This window comes from Lysobacter sp. K5869 (genome assembly GCF_018847975.1).
Taxonomy (GTDB): domain Bacteria; phylum Pseudomonadota; class Gammaproteobacteria; order Xanthomonadales; family Xanthomonadaceae; genus Lysobacter.
This window is the reverse complement of sequence record NZ_CP072597.1, coordinates 5807294-5829693: the sequence shown is the minus strand read 5'-3', so window position 1 is coordinate 5829693 and position 22400 is coordinate 5807294. Positions and strand designations below refer to the sequence as shown.

Sequence of the window (22400 nt, the reverse complement as noted above, 5' to 3'; positions counted from 1 at the left end):
GGCGGCGGCCTCGGCGCCGCCGGCGATCCTCAGAACTTGAACACGTACGCCAGGCCGTACACGAACGGATCGATGTTGGCCTTGCCGATCTTCGTGCCGTTGAGCTTGACGTCGCTGCCGATGTCCATCCAGCGCGCGTCGACCCGGATCGCGCCGCGCTCGTTGAGCTGGAAGTCCACGCCCACGTGCGCGGCCACGCCGACCGAATCCTCCAGCTTGAGCTTGGCGCCGCGCAGCGGGCCGGTGGTCTTCTCGCTGAAGAAGGTCGTGTAGTTCACGCCCACGCCGACGAACGGCGAGACCACGCCCTGGCTGTTCCAGTGGTATTGCAGCGAGAACGTCGGCGGCAGGTGCTTGGTCGTGGCGACCTTGCCCAGGCCCTTGATCTCGATGTCGTGCTTGAACGGCGTCGCCGCCAGCACTTCGATGCCGAGGTTGTCGCGGAAGAAGTATTCGAAGGTGAAGGTCGGCTGGACGTTGTCGCCGATCTCGAGCTGGGCGGTACCACCGAGCAGGCTGCCGTTGTTGGACTTGGGCTGGACTTGGTGGGCGCCGACGCCGACGGTGAAGTTGCCGGCCTGCTGGGCCAGGGCCGGATGGGCCGCACAAGCGAACGCGGCGGCGACGAGGCCGCCGATCAGTCGATGGTTCATTCCTTGAGTCCCCCTACAAGTGAGTACGGAATACTTGGTTTTCTGAACAGGCCGAGGCCTGCCGCGCACTCTAAATGCGCAAGAAAATGGCAAACCTTGATTGCCATCGCAGTCCGGGTGCGGCTCACCGTCGCTCTCGGCCGTGGCGTTGCCGGACTGCGACGCCGGCCCCGCCTTGCTAGAATGGCGGTTTCCCCACTTCGACCCGCCCCGGCGGCCGCAGGAGCTCCTCAATGACGATCAAGGTAGGCATCAACGGCTTCGGCCGCATCGGGCGCAACGTGTTGCGCGCGGCCGTGCAGAACTTCGAGGGCGATATCGAAATCGTCGCCATCAACGACCTGCTGGAGCCGGACTACCTGGCCTACATGCTGCAGTACGACTCCGTGCACGGCCGCTTCAAGGGCACCGTCGCGGTCGAAGGCAACACCCTGGTCGTCAACGGCAAGAAGATCCGCCTGACCCAGGAACGCGACCCGGCCAACCTCAAGTGGGACGAAGTCGGCGCCGACGTCGTCATCGAATCCACCGGCCTGTTCCTGGACAAGACCACCGCGCAGAAGCACCTCGACGCCGGCGCCAAGAAGGTGGTGCTGTCGGCGCCGTCGAAGGACGACACGCCGATGTTCGTCTACGGCGTCAACCACGCCACCTACAAGGGCGAGGCGATCGTGTCGAACGCTTCGTGCACGACCAACTGCCTGGCGCCGCTGGCCAAGGTGCTCAACGACAAGTGGGGCATCAAGCGCGGCCTGATGACCACCGTGCACGCCGCCACCGCCACCCAGAAGACCGTCGACGGCCCGTCCAACAAGGACTGGCGCGGCGGCCGCGGCATCCTGGAGAACATCATCCCGTCCAGCACCGGCGCGGCCAAGGCCGTCGGCGTGGTGATCCCGGAGCTCAACAAGAAGCTCACCGGCATGTCGTTCCGCGTGCCGACCTCGGACGTGTCGGTGGTCGATCTGACCGTCGAGTTGAACAAGGACGCCACCTACGCCGAAATCTGCGCGGAAATGAAGGCGCAGTCGGAAGGCGCGCTCAAGGGCGTGCTGGGCTACACCGAGGACAAGGTCGTGGCGACCGACTTCCGCGGCGACGCGCGCACCTCGATCTTCGACGCCGAAGCCGGCATCGCGCTCGACGGCACCTTCGTCAAGCTGGTGAGCTGGTACGACAACGAGTGGGGCTACTCCAACAAGTGCCTGGAAATGGTCAAGGTCGTCGCCGGCAAGTAAGCCGCGCGGCCACCGACCCAGGCAGGGAGATCGGGCGATGGAACAGCCCCGGCCACCCGATCGCGCGTCGCCCGGCGAGTCCGGGCGGCGGCGAACGTCGGCGCCCCCAAAACGAAACAGCCCCGCTCCGGCGGGGCTGTTTCGTTTTGGAGGCCGCAAAAAATCCACAAACGGACCCTCCGGACTGCGCCCGGCCGGGCGCGGGTTGTACGGCCAGTTCATTCGTCTGCTGACGCTGGCGGTGGCCTTGCCGAGCCTGTTGTTCGGCTCGGCGATGATCTGGAGCCGCTACCGCACCGAGTTGGTCGAGATCGACCGCCGCTTGGACGTCGGCGCGCAAATGCTCGCGCGCGAACTCGACGACAGCCTGATCGCGCTGCGCGCCAGCCTCAACGTGCTGGCCGCGGCCGGGCGGCGCCACGACCTCGACTGGAACCTGGAGATGGCCGAACTGCAGCGGCGCTATCCCTCGATCCTGACCCTCATCGCCACCGATGCGCGCGGCAAGGTGATCGGCGCCGCGCCGGCGAAGGTGGTGCCGCGCGCGATCGGCCTGGACGTGGCCTATCGCGATTATTTCCGGGTGCCGGCGCGCACCGGCCGCGACTACGTGTCCGACGCCTTCGTCGGCCGCGGCATCGGCAGCGATCCGCTAGTGGTGGTGTCGGTGCCGCGCTTTCGCGACGGTGCGTTCGACGGCGTGATCGAGGCCTCGCTGAGCCCGGAGCAACTGTACGACGACGGTGCGCGCGGCGACTTCGAGACCGTGCTGCTCGACCGCAGCGGCCGCGTCATCCACGCCAGCGCGGCGATGGGCCTGCGCTTCATGCAGCGCGCCGCCGACAGCCGTTTCGCCGCGGCGCTCGGCGAACTCGACGGTCCCGCCGAACGCCGCGGGTTGGCGGTGATGCCCGGCGGCGCGCGCGCGTTCGTCGCCCGCGCCCGCGCGCGCGACGGCTGGACGGTGTACGCGGTCGGCCCGCGCGAACGCGCCGCGCGCGAGGCGATGGAGCGGGTGGTGTTCATGAGCCAAGCGCTGCTGCTGGCCGTGCTCGGCGCAGCGCTGGCGTTCGGCTGGTATGCGCGCACGCTCGGCCGCGCCTCGTCGCTGCTGCTGCAACGCTTGCGCGCGCTCGCCGCCGGCGCGCCGCCCGATCCCGACGGCGCGCCGGCGCACGCGCCGATGCCCGAGGAACTGCAGCCGGTGCTCGACGCCATCGTCGATCTGTCGGCGCGGCTCGACCATGCCCACGCCGAACTGCGCCAGAGCCTGGCCGAGCGCGAGAACGAGGTGGTGCAGCGCACCGCGCAGTTGCGCGAGGCGCTGACCGAACTGGACCGGGTGGCGCGCACCGATCCCCTGACCGGCGCGTGCAACCGCCGCGGCGGCGAGGAGTTCGTGCAAGCGCTGATCGCGCGCGCGCCGCGCCGCGGCGTGGCGGTGCTGCTGATCGATGTCGATCACTTCAAGGCCTACAACGACCGCTACGGCCATCGCGCCGGCGACGACGCCCTGCGCGCGGCGGTGGCGGCGATCCGCGCGCAGATCCGCGAGGAGAGCGACGCGCTGGTGCGCACCGGCGGCGAGGAGTTCTGCGTGCTGATGCCCGAGGCGTCGGTGGCGCGGGCGATCGAAACGGCGCGCGCGGCCTTGCTCGGCGTCCATCGCGCGGCCATCGAGCATCGCGACAGCGAACACGGCCGCCTGACCTGCAGCATCGGCGTGGCGTTCGCCGCGGCGGCGGAGGAGCTGGACGCGGCGATGGATCGCGCGGATGCGGCGCTGTATCGGGTCAAGCGGCGCGGACGCAACGGGTTCAGTTTTTAGGCGAAGGGGTTCGGGCGGGCGGCGCGATCCCGGCCGACAGCGGTGACGGAATCGGGGCGTTCGGGCGCGGTCGCCGGGGCATCGCCCGCTTCCGGCCGGTCGCTGCGAACGCGCCGCGGCGGACCGGCCGCTTCGACCCGGCCCTTGCGGATCGGCCGCCCCGAATCCGCCGCGACCGACTCCGAACCGGCGCACAGAACGCGGCCGCCCGAGGCGCCATCGACCCGAACGCGGACGCGCCGCCGCGCAGCGGCGCGTCCGCGCGGTTCACGCTTGCGCGCGCGCCGCCTCGCGCAGACCCTCGGCCGCGGCCACCATCGCCCGCAACGCCGCGCGCACTTCCGGCCAACCGCGGGTCTTCAAACCGCAGTCGGGGTTGACCCACAACTGCGCCGGTTCCAGCACGTCCAGCGCCTTGTCGAGCAGCTCGAACATCTCGGCCCGGTCGGGCACGCGCGGCGAATGGATGTCGTACACGCCCGGGCCGATGCCGTTGGGATAGCGGTAGCGCACGAACGCGTCGAGCAACTCCATGCGCGAGCGCGAGGTCTCGATCGAGATCACGTCGGCGTCGAGCGCGGCGACCGCGTCGATGATGTCGTTGAACTCGGCGTAGCACATGTGGGTGTGGATCTGGGTCGCATCGTCCACGCCGCTGGCGGCGAGGCGGAAGCTTTCGCCGGCCCAGGCCAGATACGCCGGCCAATCGGTGCGGCGCAGCGGCAGGCCTTCGCGCAGCGCGGGTTCGTCGATCTGGATCGCGGCGATGCCGGCGGCTTCCAGGTCCAGCACCTCCTCGCGCAAGGCCAGTGCGATCTGCCGGCAACTGTCGGCGCGCGGCTGGTCGTCGCGCACGAACGACCACTGCAGGATCGTCACCGGCCCGGTCAGCATGCCCTTGACCGGTTTGCTCGCGTGGTCCTGGGCGAAACGGCTCCACCGCACCGTCATCGGCTTGGGCCGCGCCACGTCGCCGAACAGCACTGGCGGCTTGACGCAGCGCGAGCCGTAGCTCTGCACCCAACCGTGCGAGGTGAAGGCGAAGCCGTCGAGTTGTTCGCCGAAGTACTCGACCATGTCGTTGCGCTCGAATTCGCCGTGCACGAGCATGTCGAGGCCGAGCGCTTCCTGCTCGCGCAGGCACTGCACGGTTTCGTTTTCTAGGAAGGCGCGGTAGCCGGCGTCGTCGAGGCGGCCGGCCTTGTGTTCGGCGCGGGCGTGGCGCACTTGCGCGGTCTGCGGGAACGAGCCGATGGTCGTGGTCGGGAACAGCGGCAGTTGCAGCCGCTCCTGCTGCACGCGCGCGCGTTGCGGGTACGCGCTGGCGCGGCGGGTCATCGCCGGCTCGACTTCGGCCAGGCGCTTGCGCACCTGCGCGTTGCGCAGCAGCGGCGAGGCCAGCCGCGCGGCGCGCGCGCTGGCGGCCTTCGCCAGTTCGCCTTCGGCCGCGGCGTCGCCGGCCAGCGCGCCGGCGATCAGGTGCAGCTCTTCGATCTTTTGTTTCGCGTAGGCCATCCACTGCTTGAGCGGGCCGGGCAGCTTGCGTTCGAGTTCGATATCGGTCGGCACGTGCAAGAGCGAACACGACGGCGCCAGCCAGCGCGCGCGGTCGCCGGCGCGGCGGGCGAGGCTCAGCGCGGCGTCGAGGTCGGCGCGCCAGATGTTGCGGCCGTCGACCACGCCCAGGCTCAGCGCGCGGTCGTCGGGCAGTTGCGGCAACACCGCTTCGAGTTGCTGCGGCGCGCGCACCAGATCCAGATGCAGCGCCTGCACCGGCAACTGCGCGGCCCACGCGGCGTTGTCGCCGAGCGCGCCGAAGTAGGTGGCGAGCAAGCGTTGCGGCGAATCGGCCTGGGCGAGGGCGTCGAAGGCGCGGCGGTACGCGGCGCGGTCGGTATCGTCGAGATCGAGCGCCAGCGCCGGTTCGTCGATCTGCACCCAACTCGCGCCCGCGGCTTTGAGCTGGGCCAGCAACTCGGCGTAGGCCGGCAGCAGCGCGTCGAGCAGTTCGCGCGGATCGCCGCCGTCGCTGCGCTTGCCGAGCTTGAGCAGGGTGACCGGGCCGAGCAGCACCGGCCGCGCGTCGAGACCGAGCGCGCGCGCCTGCGCCAGTTCGGCCAACGGCTTGTCGGCGCGCAGGGCGAAGCGTTGCTTGGGCTCGAACTGCGGGACCAGATAGTGGTAGTTGGTGTCGAACCACTTGGTCATTTCCAGCGCGCGCAGATCGCGGCGGCCGTCCTGCAGGCCGCGGGCGAGGGCGAAGTAGCCGGTGAGCGGATCCTCCTCGAACGCGGCGCGGTGCGAGGCCGGGATGGCGTCGAACAGCAGCGCCGTGTCGAGCACGTGGTCGTAGAGCGAGAAATCGTTGCACGGCACGCTGTCGGCGCCGGCGGCGGCCGACAGGCGCCAATGGCGCTCGCGCAGCGCGGCGGCGGCGGCTTGCAGCGCGGCCGCGTCGCTGTCGCCGTTCCAGAACGATTCCAGGGCTTGCTTGAGCTCGCGCCGCGCGCCGATGCGCGGGAAGCCGAGAGTGGTGACGCTGATCATGATGAATACCTGCGATGCGTGGGCATGACGCAGGGCAACGAAGGAGACCACGGCCGCGCCGGCCCGCGCGCGTTCGCGCCGGGCCCGACGAATTCCAGTGGCTTCGACCTCCGCCCCCGCGGGCGAGCCGGCCCGCCGCGGACGTCGCGCGGGCGCGACGGCGTGGCGGGGCCGGAGTCGGACGGAAGGCGGACCTTCCGGTCGCGGCAGGTCTTCGGGCTCGGGACTTTGGAGCTAGGAGGTGGCGGATAGGAGTTAGGAGATAGCAAAAGCTCTGGCTCTCGCTATCTCCCAACTCCTAAACGCTATCTCCTAGCTCCATGCCTACAGGGTCGCTTCCCAAGCCCAACCGCGCCCAGTGCCAAGACCCGTTCGTTTCCCATACCGCTGCGGGGCAGCTCCGGATTCGCACCGGATTCCCTCTGGCCGGCCGCGGCGCGAACCGTGGCCGGCGTGTCCCATCGCTTTATCTGCATGAAGCGATGTTCACCGAGACGAGGCCAAGGTACGCAGCGGGCAGGGCGAAGTCAAATGACGAAAACGGCGGTGGGCGCGGTCGCGTCGTCGGGTGCGGCGAGGCTGGGGCGCCGCGTCCGGAGCGTGCGCCGCGCGGGGTGGGCGGCCGATACGTTCGGCCCGGATCGCCGCGATCGGCGCGCTTTTGCCGCACCTGTCGGCTGCGCCGAACCCCGGGTTTCCCTCGGCCGGGGTTCATCCGCCCCCGCCCAAGATGAAGGCGCGCCCGCTTCCGCGCGCGCGCCTCGTTGAGCTTGGCCCAGGCTACGGCTAACGTTTGCGACAGCGCAGCGCGCGGCGCGGGCCAGGACGGTCCCGCGCGATTCCGACTCCGGTGGCTCGACACATGTTTCCGCAACGCTCCCCGTTCCCCGCCCGCGGGTTCCTGCTCGCTTCGCTGGCGTTGCTGTGCGCGCTGGCCTTGGCCGCGTGCGGCAAGAGCGAGCCGGCGCAAACCGCGGCGCCGGTGACCCTGGGCAGCCAGAACGACACCCCCAAGCCCGCGCCGGCGGCGGTCAGCGAGGAGGACATCCTCAAGGGCACCTACTGGCCGCCGGCCAAGCTCGACGGCGGCGTCGCCCGGATCAGCTGCGAATACGACTACCCGCGCTTCGGCGACGGCGACAAGCTCGCCTCGCTGGATTTCTTCAGCCTGGTCGACGCGATGTCGCCGTGCCAGCAGCGCGGCGTGGTGCGGGTGCGCTACCAAGGCAAGATCGGCACCGGCTTCACCGCGCTGGCGCAGCGGGTGGCGGCGATGGCCGCGCGCATGGAGATCCCGACCCGCATCCTCGACATCGATTCCAGCGGCGGCCACGTCGAAGAGGCGCTGCGCGCCGGCGACACCATCGCCGAGTCGGGCTGGGCGATCTGGGTGCGCGAGGAGTCGGTCTGCCACAGCGCTTGCGTGCTGGTGCTGGCGGCCGGCGACACCCGTTCGATCGAGGGCAAGGTCGGCATCCACCGGCTGATGCGCGACCGCTCCACCGCCACCTCGCGCGCCGAACTCAGCCGCGAGCTGCGCCAGATCAACCAGCAGGTGCGCGATTACCTGGAGCGCAACGGCGTCGCCACCGCGGTCTCGGACCTGATGATGACCGTGGCCAACCGCGACCTGCGCATCCTCACCCCGGACGAACTCAAGCAATACGGCTTGGACGGCACCAACGCCGCCCAGGACGACCTCGACCGCATCCGCCTGGCGCGCAAGTGCGGCGACGATTTCGTCCGCCGCCGCGAGTCGTTCCGCCGCGCCTTCGACGAGCAGTGCATGGGCACCGGCAAGAGCTTCGAGTCGATGCCCGAGTGCGCCGAGCAATTGCAGGCGAAGTTCGGTTTCCCCGACAAGACCTGCCCGGGCGACAGCCCGGCGGATCTGTACGCGCGCGATCTGCCGCCGCCGTTGCTGGAGGAAACCGCGGTGGGCGAGGACGGCAAGCCCATCGAGGGCAAGCTCGCCGACGCCAAGAGCGGCGATAAGCCGGCCAAGGCCGACAAGCCCGAGAAGTCGGCGAAGTAAGCGCTTCGCCGCCGCCCGCATGCGTGCGTGCGGCTCGCGGCGCCGTCGCGCGCAGGAGCGTACGGCTCGCGGCGCCGCCGCCCGCACCCATCCGCGGCCGCCGCCGACTTGCGGCCCCCGCGCGCCTGCCGGACAATCGCGGCCCAACCAGCCAGAGCGCCCGCGGGGCTCCAGCCAACGACGTTTTCGCGGGTCCGTGCGTTCCACCGGACCCGCTCCGCAGGAGCTGTACGCATGTCCGTTTCGCCTCTCCGGCTGGCGCCGGCGCGTCTCGCGCTGGCCCTGGCTCCGCTGTGCTTCGCGCCGCTCGCCGCGGCCGCCGACGCGGCTTCCACCGCCGCTGCCGACGCCGCGCCGCCGGTGCACGAGCTCGACCAAATCCAGGTGCACGGCGCGGCCGCGCCGAAGTTCGGCGCCCAGCGCAGCGTCAGCGCGACCAAGACCGACACGCCGCTGCTGGAAACCCCGCAAGCGGTGACCGTGCTGCCGCGCGCGCTGATCGACGCCCAGGGCGGACGCTCGCTCAACGAGATGCTGGCGCTGGTGCCCGGCGTCTCGCTCAACAACGGCGACGGCCAGCGCGATCAGGTCTTCATCCGCGGCTTCAGCGCGCTGGCCGATCAATACCTCGACGGCGTGCGCGACGATGCGATGTACTTCCGCGATCTCGCCAATGTCGAGCGCATCGAAGTGCTCAAAGGCCCGGCGGCGATGCTGTTCGGCCGCGGCTCGTCCGGCGGCCTGGTCAACCGCATCAGCAAGCAGCCGCTGGACACCGCGCAGGCCTCGCTGCGCCTGTACGCCGACAGCGAAGGCGGCCGTCGCGGCGAATTCGACGCCACCGGCGCGCTCGGCCCGGGCGCCGGCCGCATTGTCGCCGCGCTGGAGGATTCCGACACCTTCCGCGATCAGGGCTTCATCGAGCGCTGGCTGATCGCGCCGTCGTACCGCTTCGACCTCGGCGGCGGCCAGTTGCTGCTGCAAGCCAGCGCGCAGCGCGACGAACGCGTCACCGACTTCGGCATCCCGAGCCTGTTCGGCCGGCCGGTCGACGTGCCGATCGATACCTACTACGGCTCGGCCGACGCGCGCCGCGACGATTACAGCCGCGCCCGCGTCAACGTGTTCAACGCGGTCTACAGCAAGTCGCTGGCGCCGCAGTGGGAACTGCGCGCGACCCTGCGCGGCACCGATTACGAACTGCGCCGCCGCAACACCCTGATCACCGGCAATCCTTTCCTCAGCAACGGCCGCTGGCTGTCCGCGCGCCGCCACGCCGGCAACGACCGCGACCAGCGCGCGTGGTTCGCGCAGACCGACGTGACGTACGAAGGCGGCCGCCACCGCGTGCTGATCGGCGGCGAATACAGCTACGAGCGCAAGGATCAGGCCAGCTACGGCGGCCGCGCGACCAACATCGACCTGCTCGCGCCGGTGCTCGACCGCCCGGTGTTCAACCCGCGCGCCGAAGCGGCCGCGCGCAGCCGGCTGCGCAACGCGGCGGTGTACGTGCAGGATCAGATCGCGTTGAACGAGCAGTGGAAAGCGGTGCTGGGCGTGCGCTACGACGATTACCGCCAGCAGACCCGCGACCGCCTCAACGCCAACGCGCCGCGGCTGGACCGCAGCGACCGCGAATGGAGCCCGCGCCTGGGCCTGATCTGGATGCCGGCGCCGCAGCATTCGCTGTACGCGAGCTGGGGCGAATCGTTCCAGCCTTCGGCCGAGAGCCTGCCGCTGAGCACGGTCAACGTCGACCTGAGCCCGGAAACCACGGCCAATCGCGAGCTCGGCTACAAGTTCGCCCGCGCCGACGGTTTGCTGAGCTTCGACGCGGCGGTGTTCGAAAGCGAACGCGAACACATCAAGACCACCGACCCGCTCGACCCGCGCCGGCAGATCGGCGTCGGCACCCAGCGCACGCGCGGCGCCGAGGTGGGGCTGGCGGCTTCGCTGCTGGATCAGCGTTTGGATCTTTATGCGGGGTACGCGTACCTCGACGGGCGCATCACCAAGTCCAACAACGCCGCCGGCGGCGTGCCGTTCCAGGGCAAGGTCTCGCCGCTGACGCCGCGCCACAGCGCGTCGCTGTACGCCGAGTACGCGCTCGGCGGCGGCTTCAGCGTCGGCGCGCTGGCGCAGCACGTGTCGTTGCAGTACGCCGCGCCGACCAACCTCAGTGCGCTGCCGGCGTTCACGCGTTTCGATTTCAACGCGCGTTACCGCAGCGGGCCGTGGGATTGGCGTTTGCGCCTGGAGAACGCGTTCGATAAGCGGTATTTCGCGTCGGCGCACGGGTCGGTGGATGGGTTCAACGCGCCGGGCGCGCCGCGGACGGTGAGTTTGACCGTGGATTACCGGTTCTTCTGAGGCCGCGTCGTTGCTGCCCTTCGTGGCCTGAGGCTGCGTCTTGAGGCTGTGTCCTGAGGCCGCGTCTTGAGGTCGTGTCCTGAGGCCGTGCCTTGAGGTCGTGCCATGAGGGGCGCCTTGCAGGTCGCGCAGCTCATGCCCCGAACGCCCGGCATCCCCCAACCCCGTCATTCCGGCGAAAGCCGGAATCCATTTTGCCGTTGCTCTTGCGTCGGCGGAAAAGCTGGACGGCAAAATCAAAATGGATTCCGGCTTTCGCCGGAATGACGGGGTTAGGGAGGCCGGTGGCGGCTGGGAGGGTGCGGCGAATCAGCCGCCGCGCCGTTCCGCGCCGGCATTCGCCTCTACGCAGACCTCACCAATCCCGCCGCACCTGCGCGCCGCCAAACATCGCGCCGACGATCCCGGGCAAGGCCAGGAAATCGTGCGGAAACCCCAACGCGATGGCGCTGGCTTGTTCCAACCGCTCGATCTGCGCCGTGCCGAGTTCGATCTCCAACGCGCCCAGGTTCTGCAGCAACTGCGCTTCGGTGCGCGCCCCGATCACCGGCACGATCGCGCCCGGCCGCTGCAGCGTCCACGCCAGCGCGACCTGCGCCGCCGGCCGGTCGAGTTCGCGCGCGATCTCGACCACGACCTCGGCAATGTCCAGCGCCCGCTCGGTCAAGGCGCCGTTGCCGATGGCGACCGCGCGCCGGCCTTGCGCCGTGGCGGGATCCAAGTCGGCGCGCGAGTACTTGCCGGTCAACACGCCCGAGGCCAGCGGCGACCACGCGCTCACGCCGAGGCCGAGCTCGCGCGCCATCGGCAACAGTTCGCGCTCGCTCTCGCGCTGGGCGAGGCTGTATTCGGTCTGCAGCGCCACCAGCGGCGACCAGCCGCGCAACTCGGCCAGGGTCTGCATGCGCGCGGCCTGCCACGCGGGCAGGTCGGACACGCCGGCATAGAGCACCTTGCCGGCGCGGACCAGATCGTCGAAGCCGCGCATCACTTCCTCGACCGGCGTGGTCGCGTCCCAGGCGTGCAGATACAGCAAGTCGATGTAGTCGGTATCGAGCCGGCGCAGGCTGTCCTCGACCGAGCGGCGCAGGTTCTTGCGGTGATTGCCGCCGGCGTTGGGATCGCCCGGGTCGGTGCACAGCGAGAACTTGGTCGCGATCACCAACCGATCGCGGCGGCCTTGGGCGAAGCGGCCGAGCAGGGTTTCCGAGCTGCCGCCGGTGTAGAAATTGGCGGTGTCGAAGTAATTGCCGCCGCGTTCGAGGTAGGCGTCGAACACGTGCCGCGCTTGGGTTTCGTCGCTGCCCCAGCCCCAATCGTCGCCAAAGGTCATGGTGCCCAGGCAGATCGGGCTGATGCGCAGGCCGGAGCGGCCGAGGGTGCGGTAGTGGTCCAGTGGCATCGCGCGGTATCCGTTGTGGAGGTGCGGCGACTCTAGGAATCGCCCGCGCTCCGGAATATCCGCAGCTTGCGCCGGCGCGTCGTCGCGCCGGATCGCTGTGTTGCATCGGTGGCCGCGTCGGCGCGCGGCGCGCGCTCAGACGCCCGGCAGCGCCGGTACCGCGGTGGGTTTGCCCTCGACATCGAGCGCGATCATGGTGAAGCGCCCGCGCGTGGCCAACTGCGATTCGCCGGTGAGCAAGTCCTCGCGGATCATCTCCACCTCGACCTGCATCGAGGTGCGGCCGGTTTCGACCACGCGCGCGATCAGTTCCACCAACGCGCCCTTGGGCACCGGCAGGTGGAAATCGATCTGCTCCGAGCGCGCGGTGACCACGGTGCGGCGCGCATAGCGCGAGGCGGCGATGAAGGCGGCCTTGTCCATCCACGCCAGCGCCTGGCCGCCGAACAGCGTGCCCAGGTGGTTGGTGTGGTCGGGGAAGACGATCTCGGTCATGCGGGCTTCGGTCATGGCGGAGGTGTCTGTGTTGGGGGATGAGATGAGGTCGAACATTCCGGAGCGCGTGCTCCCTCTCCCATTTGCGAGAGAGGGTCGGGGTGAGGGAAAGCAGGTTGCGAAAATGCGGGGCCGGAGCGTGTGCCCTCACCCCAAACCCTCCCCCGCAAGCGGGAGAGGGGCTTAGCTGGGAAGAGGGGCTCGGAGCGTCAGAACGCTTCGTCGAACGCCACTTCGCCCTGCACGCCGACCTGATACGCCGACACGCGCCGCTCGAAGAAGTTGGTCACTTCCTGCACGTCCTGCAGGTCCATGAACGCGAACGGATTGGTCGCGCCGAAGTGCTTGGGCATGCCGAGCTGGACCATGCGCTGGTCGGCGCAATACTCCAGGTACTGGCGCATGTCCTTCAGCGACAGGCCGACCACGCCGCCGGACAGCACGTCCTGGGCGAACAGGTATTCGCAGTCCACCGCTTCTTCGAACATCTTCACCACTTGCGCGCGCAGCTCGTCGTCGAACAGGTCCGGCTCTTCCTCGCGCGCGGTGCGGATCACCTCGAACGCGAACGCCATGTGGCAGCTCTCGTCGCGGAACACCCAGTTGGTGCCCGAAGCCAAACCGTTGAGCAGGCCGCGCGAGCGCAGGTAGTAGACGTAGGCGAAGGCGGCGAAGAAGAACAAGCCTTCGATGCAGCCGGCGAAGCAGATCAGGTTGAGCAGGAACTGGCGGCGCTGCTCGCGCGTCTCGACCCGCTTCACGTCCTGGATCGAGTCGATCCAGCGGAAGCAGAACTCGGCCTTGGCGCGGATCGAGGGAATGTTCTCGACCGCGTCGAAGGCTTTGGCGCGTTCGTTCGGGTCGGGCAGGTAGGTGTCGAGCAGGGTCAGGTAGAACTGCACGTGCAGCGCTTCTTCGTACAGCTGGCGCGACAGGTACATGCGCGCTTCCGGCGCGTTGATGTGCTGGTAGAGGTTCAACACCAGATTGTTGGCGACGATGCTGTCGCCGGTGGCGAAGAACGCGACCAGACGCTCGACCAGATGCCGCTCGGCCGGACCGAACTTGTGCTTGAGGTCGTTGACGTCCTGGGAGAAATCCACTTCCTCGACGGTCCAGGTGTTGCGGATGGCGTCGCGGTACATCTCGTAGAACTGCGCGTAGCGCATCGGGCGCAGGGTGAGATCGAAACCGGGGTCGAGCAGGCGGGGCGGGGCGATGGACATAGGTGTTTCCTTGATGCTTTTCCTTCTCCCGTGCGCGGAAGAAGGTGCCCGAAGGGCGGATGAGGGCGGTGGGGCGTGGCGGCCCTCACCCCAACCCCTCTCCCGCGGGCGGGAGAGGGGCTTTGCGGCGAGTTACTGGCAGGCTTCGCAGGCTTCCGGATTTTCCAGCGAGCACGCGATCGCGTCGCTCTCGGAATATTCCGGCTTCGGCGCCACCGGCGCGGCGGCCGGCGCGCTGACCGTGGTCTTGGCGATCTTGGTCGCCGGACGCGAGCGCAGGTAATACGTGGTCTTCAGGCCCTTCTTCCACGCGTACATGTACATCGAGCTGAGCTGGCCGATGTTCGGGCTCTCGATGAAGAGGTTCAGCGACTGGCTCTGGTCGATGAAGGCGCCGCGGTCGGCGGCCATGTCGATCAGCGAGCGCATCGGCAGTTCCCACGCGGTGCGGTAGACCTGACGCAGCGATTCGGGGATCTCGGCGACGCCCTGGATCGAGCCTTCGGCCATCTTGATCCGGTCGCGCATCTCCGGGGTCCACAGGCCGAGCTTCTTGAGCTCCTCGACCAGGTACTTGTTGACCACCAGGAAGTCGCCCGAGAGGGTCTCGCGCTTGAACAGGTTCGACACCTGCGGCTCGATGCACTCGTAGCAACCGGCGATGGAGGCGATGGTCGCGGTCGGGGCGATCGCCACCAGCAGCGAGTTGCGCAGGCCGTGCTGCTTGATCCGCGCGCGCAGTTCGGTCCAACGCTCCGGCTGCGAGGGCTCCATGCCCCAGGCTTCGAACTGCAGTTCGCCGCCGCTGGCGCGGGTGTCGTCGAAGGACGGGTGCTTGCCGTGCTCCATCGCCAGTTCGTTCGACGCCGACAGGGCGTGGAAGTAGATGGCTTCGGCGATCTCGCGGCCGAGCTTGCGCGCGGGCTCGGAATCGAACGGCAGGCGCAGCTTGAAGAACACGTCCTGCAGGCCCATCGCGCCCAGGCCGACCGGACGCCAGCGCAGGTTGGCGCGGCGCGCGGTTTCGATCGGGTAGAAGTTCAGGTCGATCACGCGGTCGAGCTGGCGCACGGCCAGACGCACGGTTTCGGCCAGTTTCTCGAAATCGAACGCGCCCTTGCCGTCTTCGAACATCTCGACGTGGTGCGAGAGGTTGATCGAGCCGAGGTTGCACACCGCGGTCTCGTCCTGCGAGGTCACTTCCAGGATTTCGGTGCACAGGTTGGACAGGTGCACCACGTTGCCGTCGCGCAGGGTCTGGTTGCAGGCGCGGTTGGACTTGTCCTTGAAGTTCATCCAGCCGTTGCCGGTCTGGGCCAGGGTGCGCATCATCCGCGCGTAGATGTCGCGCGCCTTGACCTTCTTGACGGCGAGGCCGGCGGCTTCGGCGGCGTGGTAGGCGCGTTCGAACGACTCGCCCCACAGGTCGGTCAGCTGCGGCACCTTGGCCGGGTCGAACAGCGACCACTCCGCGTCGGCCTCGACCCGGCGCATGAATTCGTCGGGAATCCAGTTGGCGAGGTTGAGGTTGTGGGTGCGGCGCGCCTCGTCGCCGGTGTTGTCGCGCAGTTCCAGGAACTCTTCGATGTCGGCGTGCCACGGCTCCAGGTACACGCAGGCCGCGCCCTTGCGCTTGCCGCCCTGGTTGACCGCGGCGACCGAGGCGTCGAGCGTCTTCAGCCACGGCACGATGCCGTTGCTCAGGCCGTTGGTGGAACGGATCAGCGAGCCGCGCGCGCGGATGCGGGTGTAGCTCAGGCCGATGCCGCCGCTGAACTTGCTCAGCTTGGCCACGTCCATGTAGCGCTTGTAGATCGCTTCCAGCGAATCTTCCGGCGAATCCAGCAGGAAGCAGCTCGACAGCTGCTCGTGGGTGGTGCCGGAGTTGAACAGGGTCGGCGAGGACGGGATGTAATCGAGCTGGGCCATGCGCCGGTACAGCGCCAACGCGTCGGCCACGTCCTCGCTCAGCGCGCAGGCGATGCGCAGGAAGAACTGCTGCGGGGTCTCGATGACGGTGCGCGCGGTCGGGTGGCGCAGCAGGTAGCGGTCGTACAGCGTGCGCAGGCCGAAGTAGTCGAACTTGGCGTCGAGGTTGCGGTCGATCGCGTCGTTGAGCTTGCGCGCGTTGGCCTGGACGAAGTCGAGCAGGCGCTGGTTGATCAGGCCCAGGTCGAAGCCGCGCTGGACCGACTGCGAGAACGCGTGGATTTCGATCCCGGCGACTTCCTTCTCGATCACCCCGGCGAGCAGGCGCGCGGCGAGGCGGCCGTACTCGGGTTCCTCGGCGGTCAGCAGCGCGGCGGTGCGGATCGACAGCTCGTCGAGTTCGCGCGTGGTCGCGCCATCGTACAGGCCGGAGATGGTGCGGGTGGACACGCGCATCGGATCGACCGAGTACAAGCCTTCGGCGCAGCGGGTCACCGCGCGCACGATCTTGTTGAGGTCGACCGGTTCGCGGCGGCCGCTGCGCTTGGTCACGCTCATGGTGAGGTTGGCGGCCGGCGGGGTCAGGGCGAAGCCGGGGGCGTCCTGCGCGGCGCGCGCGGACGGGGACGCGGGGACGGTGGCGGCGTCCGCGGCGGGGGCGACGGACGGATCGGTTGCGAGAGTGGTCATGGCATTGCTCCGGGGCGTGGGTGCACGGTGCGGAGAACACGGACGCGCCATCGGCGACGGGCCGCAGGGCGGCGTCGCGAACGGCACGGCCGCGCCCCCGCGGGCGCGGAGCATCGGAGCGCTGGCTGGGTGTCGCGCGCGCCGGACCGTTCCGGGCACGTGCCGCTCCGCGCATGGCGCCGAAGCGGTCGGACGCGACGGTGGCTCCGTCGTGCCGCGACACCGGCCGGTCTTCCCCCGAAGACTCCATTGGGCCGGGACCGCGCGGTTGTGCGACGCGCGGCTGTCGGCAGGTCTTCGGGCTCGGGACCGGCGGAGACTAAAGAGCGCAGAGCGGTGAGCAGTAGGCGACGACTCGCCCGTCCACTTCTCACCGTTCTGCGCTCTGGGGCCTCCGGTTCCTTACGGGCCGCTTCCCAGACGCTAGCCGCGCCCAGTGCCATGACCCGTTCGTTTCCCATACCGCTGCGGGGCAGCGCCGGCTTCGGAGGCCGCCGCGATGTTCCGCGGCCGCTTCCCTACCGGCTTCCCTTTTCAGCCGGTCTCTCGACCGGCACCGACGGACACAACATAGTGGGGTTCGTCGATTTCGTCAACGCGATATGTGGTGAGTCAGCAAGATCTGCATGGGGTGAAGGACACCCCCGCAGCGTGCCGCGCTTGGTGTAACGTGCCCCGCATAAGGATAGGGGAAACCGTGATGGAATCGCTGATTGTCTTGCTCGTGCTCGTCGTGTTGGCGGTGCCGGTGCTGCTGGTGGTGGCGCTGGTCCAGCTCGCGTCTCTGCGCGGGCGGGTGCGCGGGCTGGAGCGCGAAGTCGAGCGCCTGAGCGAATTGGCCGAACCGGCGGGCAGCGAGGAGACCCTGGACGACCGGATCAAGCGCGCCGCGCGCGAGGTCGCGGCGCGCGCGCAGGCGGACGCCGCGGCGCAGGCCGCCGCGCCGTCGCTGGCCGCGAAACCCGTGGCGCCATCCGCCGCACCGATTCCATCCGCATCGCCGCCGCCGCTTCCCTCCGGCGCGACGCCGCCCGAACCGCCCGCCCCGCGCCCCGCGCAGCCGCCGGCGCTGCCCGCCGCCGCCGCGCCGGCCCAGCCCGCGCCGCCGCCGCGCCCGCGCGCGCCGGCCGTTCCGCCGCCGCCGCCGGACATCTTCACCGTCGGCGCGCGCTGGCTGCGGCGCTGGTTCACCGAGGGCAACGTGCCGGTCAAGGTCGGCATGCTGGTGTTGCTCGCCGGCGTCGCCGCGCTGCTCAAGTACGCCAGCGACCAAGGCTGGGTGCGGGTGCCGGTCGAACTGCGCCTCGCCGGCGTCGCCTTCGCCGCGATGGCCGGGCTGGTGTTCGGCTGGCGCCAGCGCGAACGCAAGCGGATCTTCGCGCTGAGCCTGCAAGGCGGCGCGATCGGCGTGCTGCTGTTGGTGGTGTTCGCCGCGTTCAAGCTCTACGGCATGATCCCGGCCGGCGCCGCGTTCGCATTGAGCGTGGTGCTGGTGGCCGGCACCGGCGTGCTGTCGGTGAAGCAGAACGCGCTGGCGCTGGCGGTGTTCGCGATCCTCGCCGGCTTCCTCGCGCCGATCTGGCTGTCCACCGGTTCGGGCAGCCACGTCGCGCTGTTCGGTTACTACGCCGTGCTCAACGCGGGCATCTTCGCCATCGCTTGGTGGCGGCCGTGGCGCGCGCTGAACTTGCTGGGCTTCGCCTTCACCTGGGGCATCGGCACGGTGTGGGGCGTGCTCAAGTACCGGCCGGAGCACTACTCGACCACCGAACCGTTCCTGCTGCTGTTCTTCGCCTTCTATCTGCTGATCCCGGTGCTGTACGCGCGCCGCCGCGCCGCCGGCCGGCGCGATCTGATCGACGGCTGTCTGGTGTTCGGCACGCCGCTGGTCGCTTTCGCCTTGCAAGCCGGCTTGCTCGAAGGCGCGCGCATGCCGCTGGCGTTCTGTGCGCTCGGCCTGGGCGCGCTGTACGCCGCGTTGGCGTGGTGGCTGCGCCGCGACCGGCGCTTCCTTGCGCTGAGCACGCCGTACGCGTTGCTCGCGGTCGGCTTCGCGACCTTGGCGGTGCCGCTGGCGCTGGCCGCGGAAGCCACCGCCTGCGTGTTCGCGCTGGAAGGTGCGGCGCTGGCGTGGCTGGGCTTGCGCCAGCAGCGCTTGCTGCCGCAGCTGACCGGCGCGGGCTTGCAAGTGGCCGCGGCGATGGCGTTCGCCATCGGCGCCAGCGACACCGTGTGGGAGGCGCAGCAGCCGCTGCTCAACGCCAACTTCGCCGGCGCGCTGTTGATCGCGCTGGCGGGCTTGGCCAGCGCGGCGAGCTACCGGCGCAGCGTCGAGGTCAAGGCGCTGGCGGCGCTCTATTACCTGTGGGGTCTGGCCTGGTGGCTGGGCGCGTTCGTCAGCCAGATCGTCGATTTCGTCGGCGACGGTTCGCGCATCGATGCGGGGCTGGTGCTGGTGGCCGCGACCGGCTGGCTCGCCGCGGAAGCCTACGCCCGTCATACGTGGAAGGCGCTGTCGGCGACCGCGATGCTGGCGATGGGCGCGGCGCTGCTGTTCGCGCTCGGCCAGATCGCCGACCACCAGTGGCCGCTGCGCGATTGGGGCTGGCTGGCCTGGGCGGCGTACGCGGCGCTGGGCTGGCGCAGCCTGTCGGCGTTGCGCGAGCGCGCGCAGGGCGAACTGGCGTTCGCGCATCTGGGCTGGTTGTGGTCGTGGGCCGTGGCGCTGGGCATGAGCCTGGGCATCTGGCTCGACCGCGGCGAGGCCTTCGGCTTGGGCTGGATCGCGGCGGCGGTGATGCTGCCGGCCTTGGCGATCGCTGCGGCTTGCTTGTGGCGGCCGCAGTGGATCGGCGCGCCGGTGGCGCAGCGCTTCGCGCAATGGCGCGCCGGCGCGACCGCGTCCTTCGTCGTGGTGCTGACGCTGGCGGTGGCGGTGTATCTGAGCGCCGACGGCGATCCGCGTCCGCTGATGTGGCTGCCGCTGCTCAATCCCTTGAGCTTGGCGCAGTGGGCGACGCTGCTGCTGTTGGGCGCGTGGCTGGGCTCGCCGCTGGTGGGCGCGCCGCTGCGCCAGCGCCGCGTGCCGCTGCTGGCCTTGGCGGGCTTCGTGCTGATCACCGTGGAAGTGCTGCGTAGCGCGCACTTCTGGGGCGGCACCAGTTGGGGGCCGTCGATGTTCTCTGCCAGCCTGGTACAGACCAGCCTGACCGTGGTGTGGAGCGTGCTCGGCGTGGCCGGCTGGATCGCCGGCTCGCGCCGCGGCCAACGCGGGCTGTGGCTGGCCGGCGCGGTGCTGATGGGCGTGGTGCTGGCGAAGCTGGTGTTCGTCGACCGCAGCCATCTGGGCAATCTGCTCGGCATCGCCTCGTTCATCGCCTACGGTTTGTTGTGCACGCTGGTGGGTTACTTCGCGCCGGCGCCGCCGGCGCGCGAGGCGCTCGCCGAACACGATCCCGACTCCGACTCCGACTCCGACGAACGCCGCGCGCAGGACGCCTCCGCATGAAGCCTCGCTTTCTCGCTCTCGCCCTGCTGACTTTGGCCCTGCCGCTGACGGCCGCGCCGCGTCAGGACTACGCGCGGCAATGGCCGCTGCAACTGAGCCGCGAGGACGGCGGCGCCTACCGCGTCGTGCTCGATCCGGCCGTGTACGCGCAAGCGCAAAGCGCGCAGTTGCGCGACCTCGACGTGATCGACGCCAGCGGCGCCAGCGTGCCCACCGAAGTGTTCGCGCCCGAACAGCCGCTGGCGCGCGCGCCGCAGCGCGCATCGCTGCCGTGGTTCCCGCTGCCGGCCGCGGCGTCGGGCGCGGCGCAGGGGTGGGAGCTGATCAGCGAAGTGGAAACCGACGGCCGCCTGCGCCGGGTCGAAGCGCGCAGCACCGCCGGCGACGCGGCGAAGCTGCCGCAGACCGCGCTGCTGATCGACGCCAGCGCGCTGCGCGGGCCGATCCAGGCGCTGCAACTGCAATGGACGCCGGGCGCGGCGCTGGACGCGGCGTACTCGGTCGAAGCCAGCGACGATCTCGATCATTGGCGCAGCGTCGGCAGCAGCGGCCGACTGGTCGATCTGGAGCAGGGCGGGCGTCGCTTGCAACAGCGCCGCATCGCGTTCGACGCGGTCGGCGAACAGGCGCGCTATCTGCGTTTGACGCCGAACGATCCGCAGCGCGCGGCGAAGATCGTCGCGGTCGAAGCCGAGCTGGCCGCGGGCGCGGCCGCCGCGCCGCTGCAATGGCGCGAACTCAAGGGCGCGCGGGTCGAGCTCAAGGACGGCAGCGTCGCGTTCGAGTATCGCCTCGACGGACGTTTCCCGATCCAACAGGCCGACGTCGCGCTGCCCGGCAACCACGCGCTGCAATGGCGCCTGGACAGCCGCGACAGCGAAGACGACGGCTGGCAGGCGCAGGCCGGGCCGTGGATGGCGTATGCGGTGGCGGGGCAGGGCGCGGGCGACCGTTCCGCCGCGCGACAGCTCGCCGGAACCACGCGCGACCGCTTGTGGCGCTTGCGCGCGAGCGGCGCGGTGCCGGGCGAGCCGGTGTTGCGTTTGGGCTATCGGCCGGAAGTGGCGGTGTTTTTGGCCCAAGGCCAAGCGCCGTATGCCTTGGTGGCCGGCAGCGGCCGCGCCGCGCGCGCGGATTCGCCGTTGGCGCAACTGGTCGAAGCGCTGCGCGGTTCGCGCGGCGCGGAATGGCGGCCGGCCGATGCGACCTTGGGCGCGGCCAGCGACTTGGCCGGCGCCGCGGCGTTGGCGGCGCCGGAGCCGGTGCGCGATTGGCGTTCGTGGCTGTTGTGGGCGGTGTTGGTGGGTGGGGCGTTGATCGTGGTGGGGTTTGCGATGAGTTTGTTGCGGTCGGGAAAGGCGTCGGCGAATTAATAACACCGCTGTTCGCGCCGGCTGTAATCGACATCAGATGGCCAGTGACGGGCTGCGCGTCGCGTAGTTTGTCGATTGCGATATCGTTGCGTGACGCAGAATCGCATGGGATTCGGCATGAAGACGGCAGTGAGCGCAGCAATCACAATAGGAATGCTTTTTTCATTGAATTCTTCCGCGCAGACCGTGGTGGAATACATTCATACCGATGCGCTGGGTTCGCCGATGGCGATAACCGACGCGAATCAAAACGTAGTCGAATGGCGCATCTACGAACCGTTCGGAGCGACAGAGCAAGGGGGCATGCAAAGTGGCCCCGGCTATACCGGACATGTCGGCGATGAATCGACTCAACTGTGGTATATGCAGCAGCGCTACTACGATCCGGGGATCGGCCGGTTTGTTTCGCCCGACCCGGTCGTTGTGGGAGCCGGATCCGGTGTCAATTTCAACCGTTATTGGTATGCAAACAACAACCCCTATCGGTTCGTGGATCCGGACGGCCGCTACACTTGCGCTGGGTCGAAGCCGTCTTGCGCGACGGTCGAAGACGCGTTGCAAAAGGCGCGCCAGGCGGCCGAAGGGTTGCCAGAAGGCTCCAGCGAGCGCACGAGGCTAACCCAGGTCGTCGATATGTTCGGGGAGGCCGGCAAGAAGAATGGCGTAGAGGTCACCGTGAGGGATGTCAGCCGCCTGGCAGGGACCCGCACCACCAATGGCGTTGTCAGGATAAACGTCTCGCTCAAGGCGATTTCCGAGCAGTCGGGCGGCACGGGCTCCGACAAGTTCCGGCCCGAGTTGGCCGGGATCATGGGCCACGAAGGCGATCACGGTTTATGGCAGCGTGCCAATGGCATGCCGAAGAATCGGGAACAAGCCAAGAGTATGGAGACCAGCGCCTTCAATTTGCACGGACAAGTCCATCGCGGTATGCAGTACAACGGCTCCAGTTACCGCCTGTGGTCTTCGTATAAAGGCATCGACGATGCTCGAGTCGAGCAGATGGCGGAGAAATCGGTGCAGGACTGGTGTCAGCAGGGCGGGGCATGTTGACGCGGTGCGCGCGCCGGTTCCTTGGGGTCGCGGCCGTTGCGGGCCTCTGCGCA

The 22400-nt window shown here is 69.4% G+C and carries 13 protein-coding genes and 2 riboswitches; of the genes, 7 read left to right on the top strand and 6 right to left on the bottom strand.

Annotated features, from left to right (window positions below; all coding sequences use genetic code 11):
* Positions 1–29 precede the first annotated feature (29 nt).
* On the bottom strand, positions 30–653 hold the full coding sequence (locus J5226_RS24715; RefSeq protein ID WP_215837732.1) for an OmpW family outer membrane protein: 624 nt from the start codon (positions 651–653) through the stop codon (positions 30–32).
* A 233-nt stretch (positions 654–886) separates the two neighbouring features.
* Here J5226_RS24715 and gap point away from each other — a divergent pair, with 233 nt between their 5' ends.
* Entirely contained in the window at positions 887–1891 is a 1005-nt protein-coding gene (gene gap / locus J5226_RS24710) for a type I glyceraldehyde-3-phosphate dehydrogenase (protein WP_215837731.1), read from the top strand.
* A gap of 205 nt (positions 1892–2096) precedes the next feature.
* Entirely contained in the window at positions 2097–3719 is a 1623-nt protein-coding gene (locus tag J5226_RS24705; protein ID WP_215837730.1) for a diguanylate cyclase, read from the top strand.
* Positions 3720–3986: 267 nt separating this feature from the next.
* Here the strand turns inward: J5226_RS24705 and metE are convergent, their stop codons facing one another.
* Positions 3987–6266, bottom strand: coding sequence for a 5-methyltetrahydropteroyltriglutamate--homocysteine S-methyltransferase (gene metE / locus J5226_RS24700; RefSeq protein WP_215837729.1), 2280 nt, complete (start codon positions 6264–6266; stop codon positions 3987–3989).
* A gap of 187 nt (positions 6267–6453) precedes the next feature.
* Positions 6454–6728: riboswitch (cobalamin riboswitch) on the bottom strand.
* 400 nt (positions 6729–7128) lie between these two features.
* Here metE and J5226_RS24695 point away from each other — a divergent pair.
* Together J5226_RS24695 and J5226_RS24690 are read left to right on the top strand one after the other, a co-directional pair.
* Positions 7129–8301 carry a hypothetical protein gene (locus tag J5226_RS24695; RefSeq protein ID WP_255322934.1) on the top strand — a complete coding sequence of 391 codons (1173 nt, stop codon included), beginning with the start codon at positions 7129–7131 and terminating at the stop codon, positions 8299–8301.
* A gap of 234 nt (positions 8302–8535) precedes the next feature.
* The gene (locus J5226_RS24690; protein ID WP_215837728.1) at positions 8536–10671 is read left to right on the top strand and encodes a TonB-dependent siderophore receptor; all 2136 of its coding nucleotides are present in this window, start codon (positions 8536–8538) and stop codon (positions 10669–10671) included.
* 355 nt (positions 10672–11026) lie between these two features.
* On the opposite strand, the gene J5226_RS24685 is transcribed toward J5226_RS24690, so the two are convergent.
* The 4 genes from J5226_RS24685 to J5226_RS24670 all read right to left on the bottom strand — a co-directional run bounded on the left by J5226_RS24685 (position 11027) and on the right by J5226_RS24670 (position 16281).
* Positions 11027–12073 carry an aldo/keto reductase gene (locus J5226_RS24685; RefSeq protein ID WP_215837727.1) on the bottom strand — a complete coding sequence of 349 codons (1047 nt, stop codon included), beginning with the start codon at positions 12071–12073 and terminating at the stop codon, positions 11027–11029.
* A gap of 135 nt (positions 12074–12208) precedes the next feature.
* Positions 12209–12583, bottom strand: a complete 375-nt coding sequence (locus J5226_RS24680) for an acyl-CoA thioesterase (protein ID WP_215837726.1) — start codon at positions 12581–12583, stop codon at positions 12209–12211.
* A gap of 194 nt (positions 12584–12777) precedes the next feature.
* Positions 12778–13794: a ribonucleotide-diphosphate reductase subunit beta gene (locus J5226_RS24675; protein ID WP_215837725.1), complete on the bottom strand. Its 1017-nt coding sequence runs from the start codon at positions 13792–13794 to the stop codon at positions 12778–12780.
* 132 nt (positions 13795–13926) lie between these two features.
* Positions 13927–16281 carry a ribonucleoside-diphosphate reductase subunit alpha gene (locus tag J5226_RS24670; RefSeq protein WP_255323142.1) on the bottom strand — a complete coding sequence of 785 codons (2355 nt, stop codon included), beginning with the start codon at positions 16279–16281 and terminating at the stop codon, positions 13927–13929.
* A gap of 402 nt (positions 16282–16683) precedes the next feature.
* A riboswitch (cobalamin riboswitch) is annotated at positions 16684–16989 on the bottom strand.
* Between the two features lie 124 nt (positions 16990–17113).
* On the opposite strand from J5226_RS24670, the gene J5226_RS24665 reads away from it, so the two are divergent.
* From J5226_RS24665 to J5226_RS24655, 3 genes are all read left to right on the top strand, one after another.
* On the top strand, positions 17114–19921 hold the full coding sequence (locus tag J5226_RS24665) for a DUF2339 domain-containing protein (RefSeq protein ID WP_215837723.1): 2808 nt from the start codon (positions 17114–17116) through the stop codon (positions 19919–19921).
* The gene (locus J5226_RS24660; RefSeq protein ID WP_215837722.1) at positions 19918–21294 is read left to right on the top strand and encodes a DUF3999 domain-containing protein; all 1377 of its coding nucleotides are present in this window, start codon (positions 19918–19920) and stop codon (positions 21292–21294) included. The genes J5226_RS24665 and J5226_RS24660 overlap by 4 nt, the downstream gene beginning before the upstream one ends.
* A gap of 117 nt (positions 21295–21411) precedes the next feature.
* A complete protein-coding gene (locus tag J5226_RS24655) occupies positions 21412–22347 on the top strand; it encodes an RHS repeat-associated core domain-containing protein (RefSeq protein WP_255322933.1) in 936 nt (311 codons plus the stop codon).
* Positions 22348–22400: the final 53 nt, after the last annotated feature.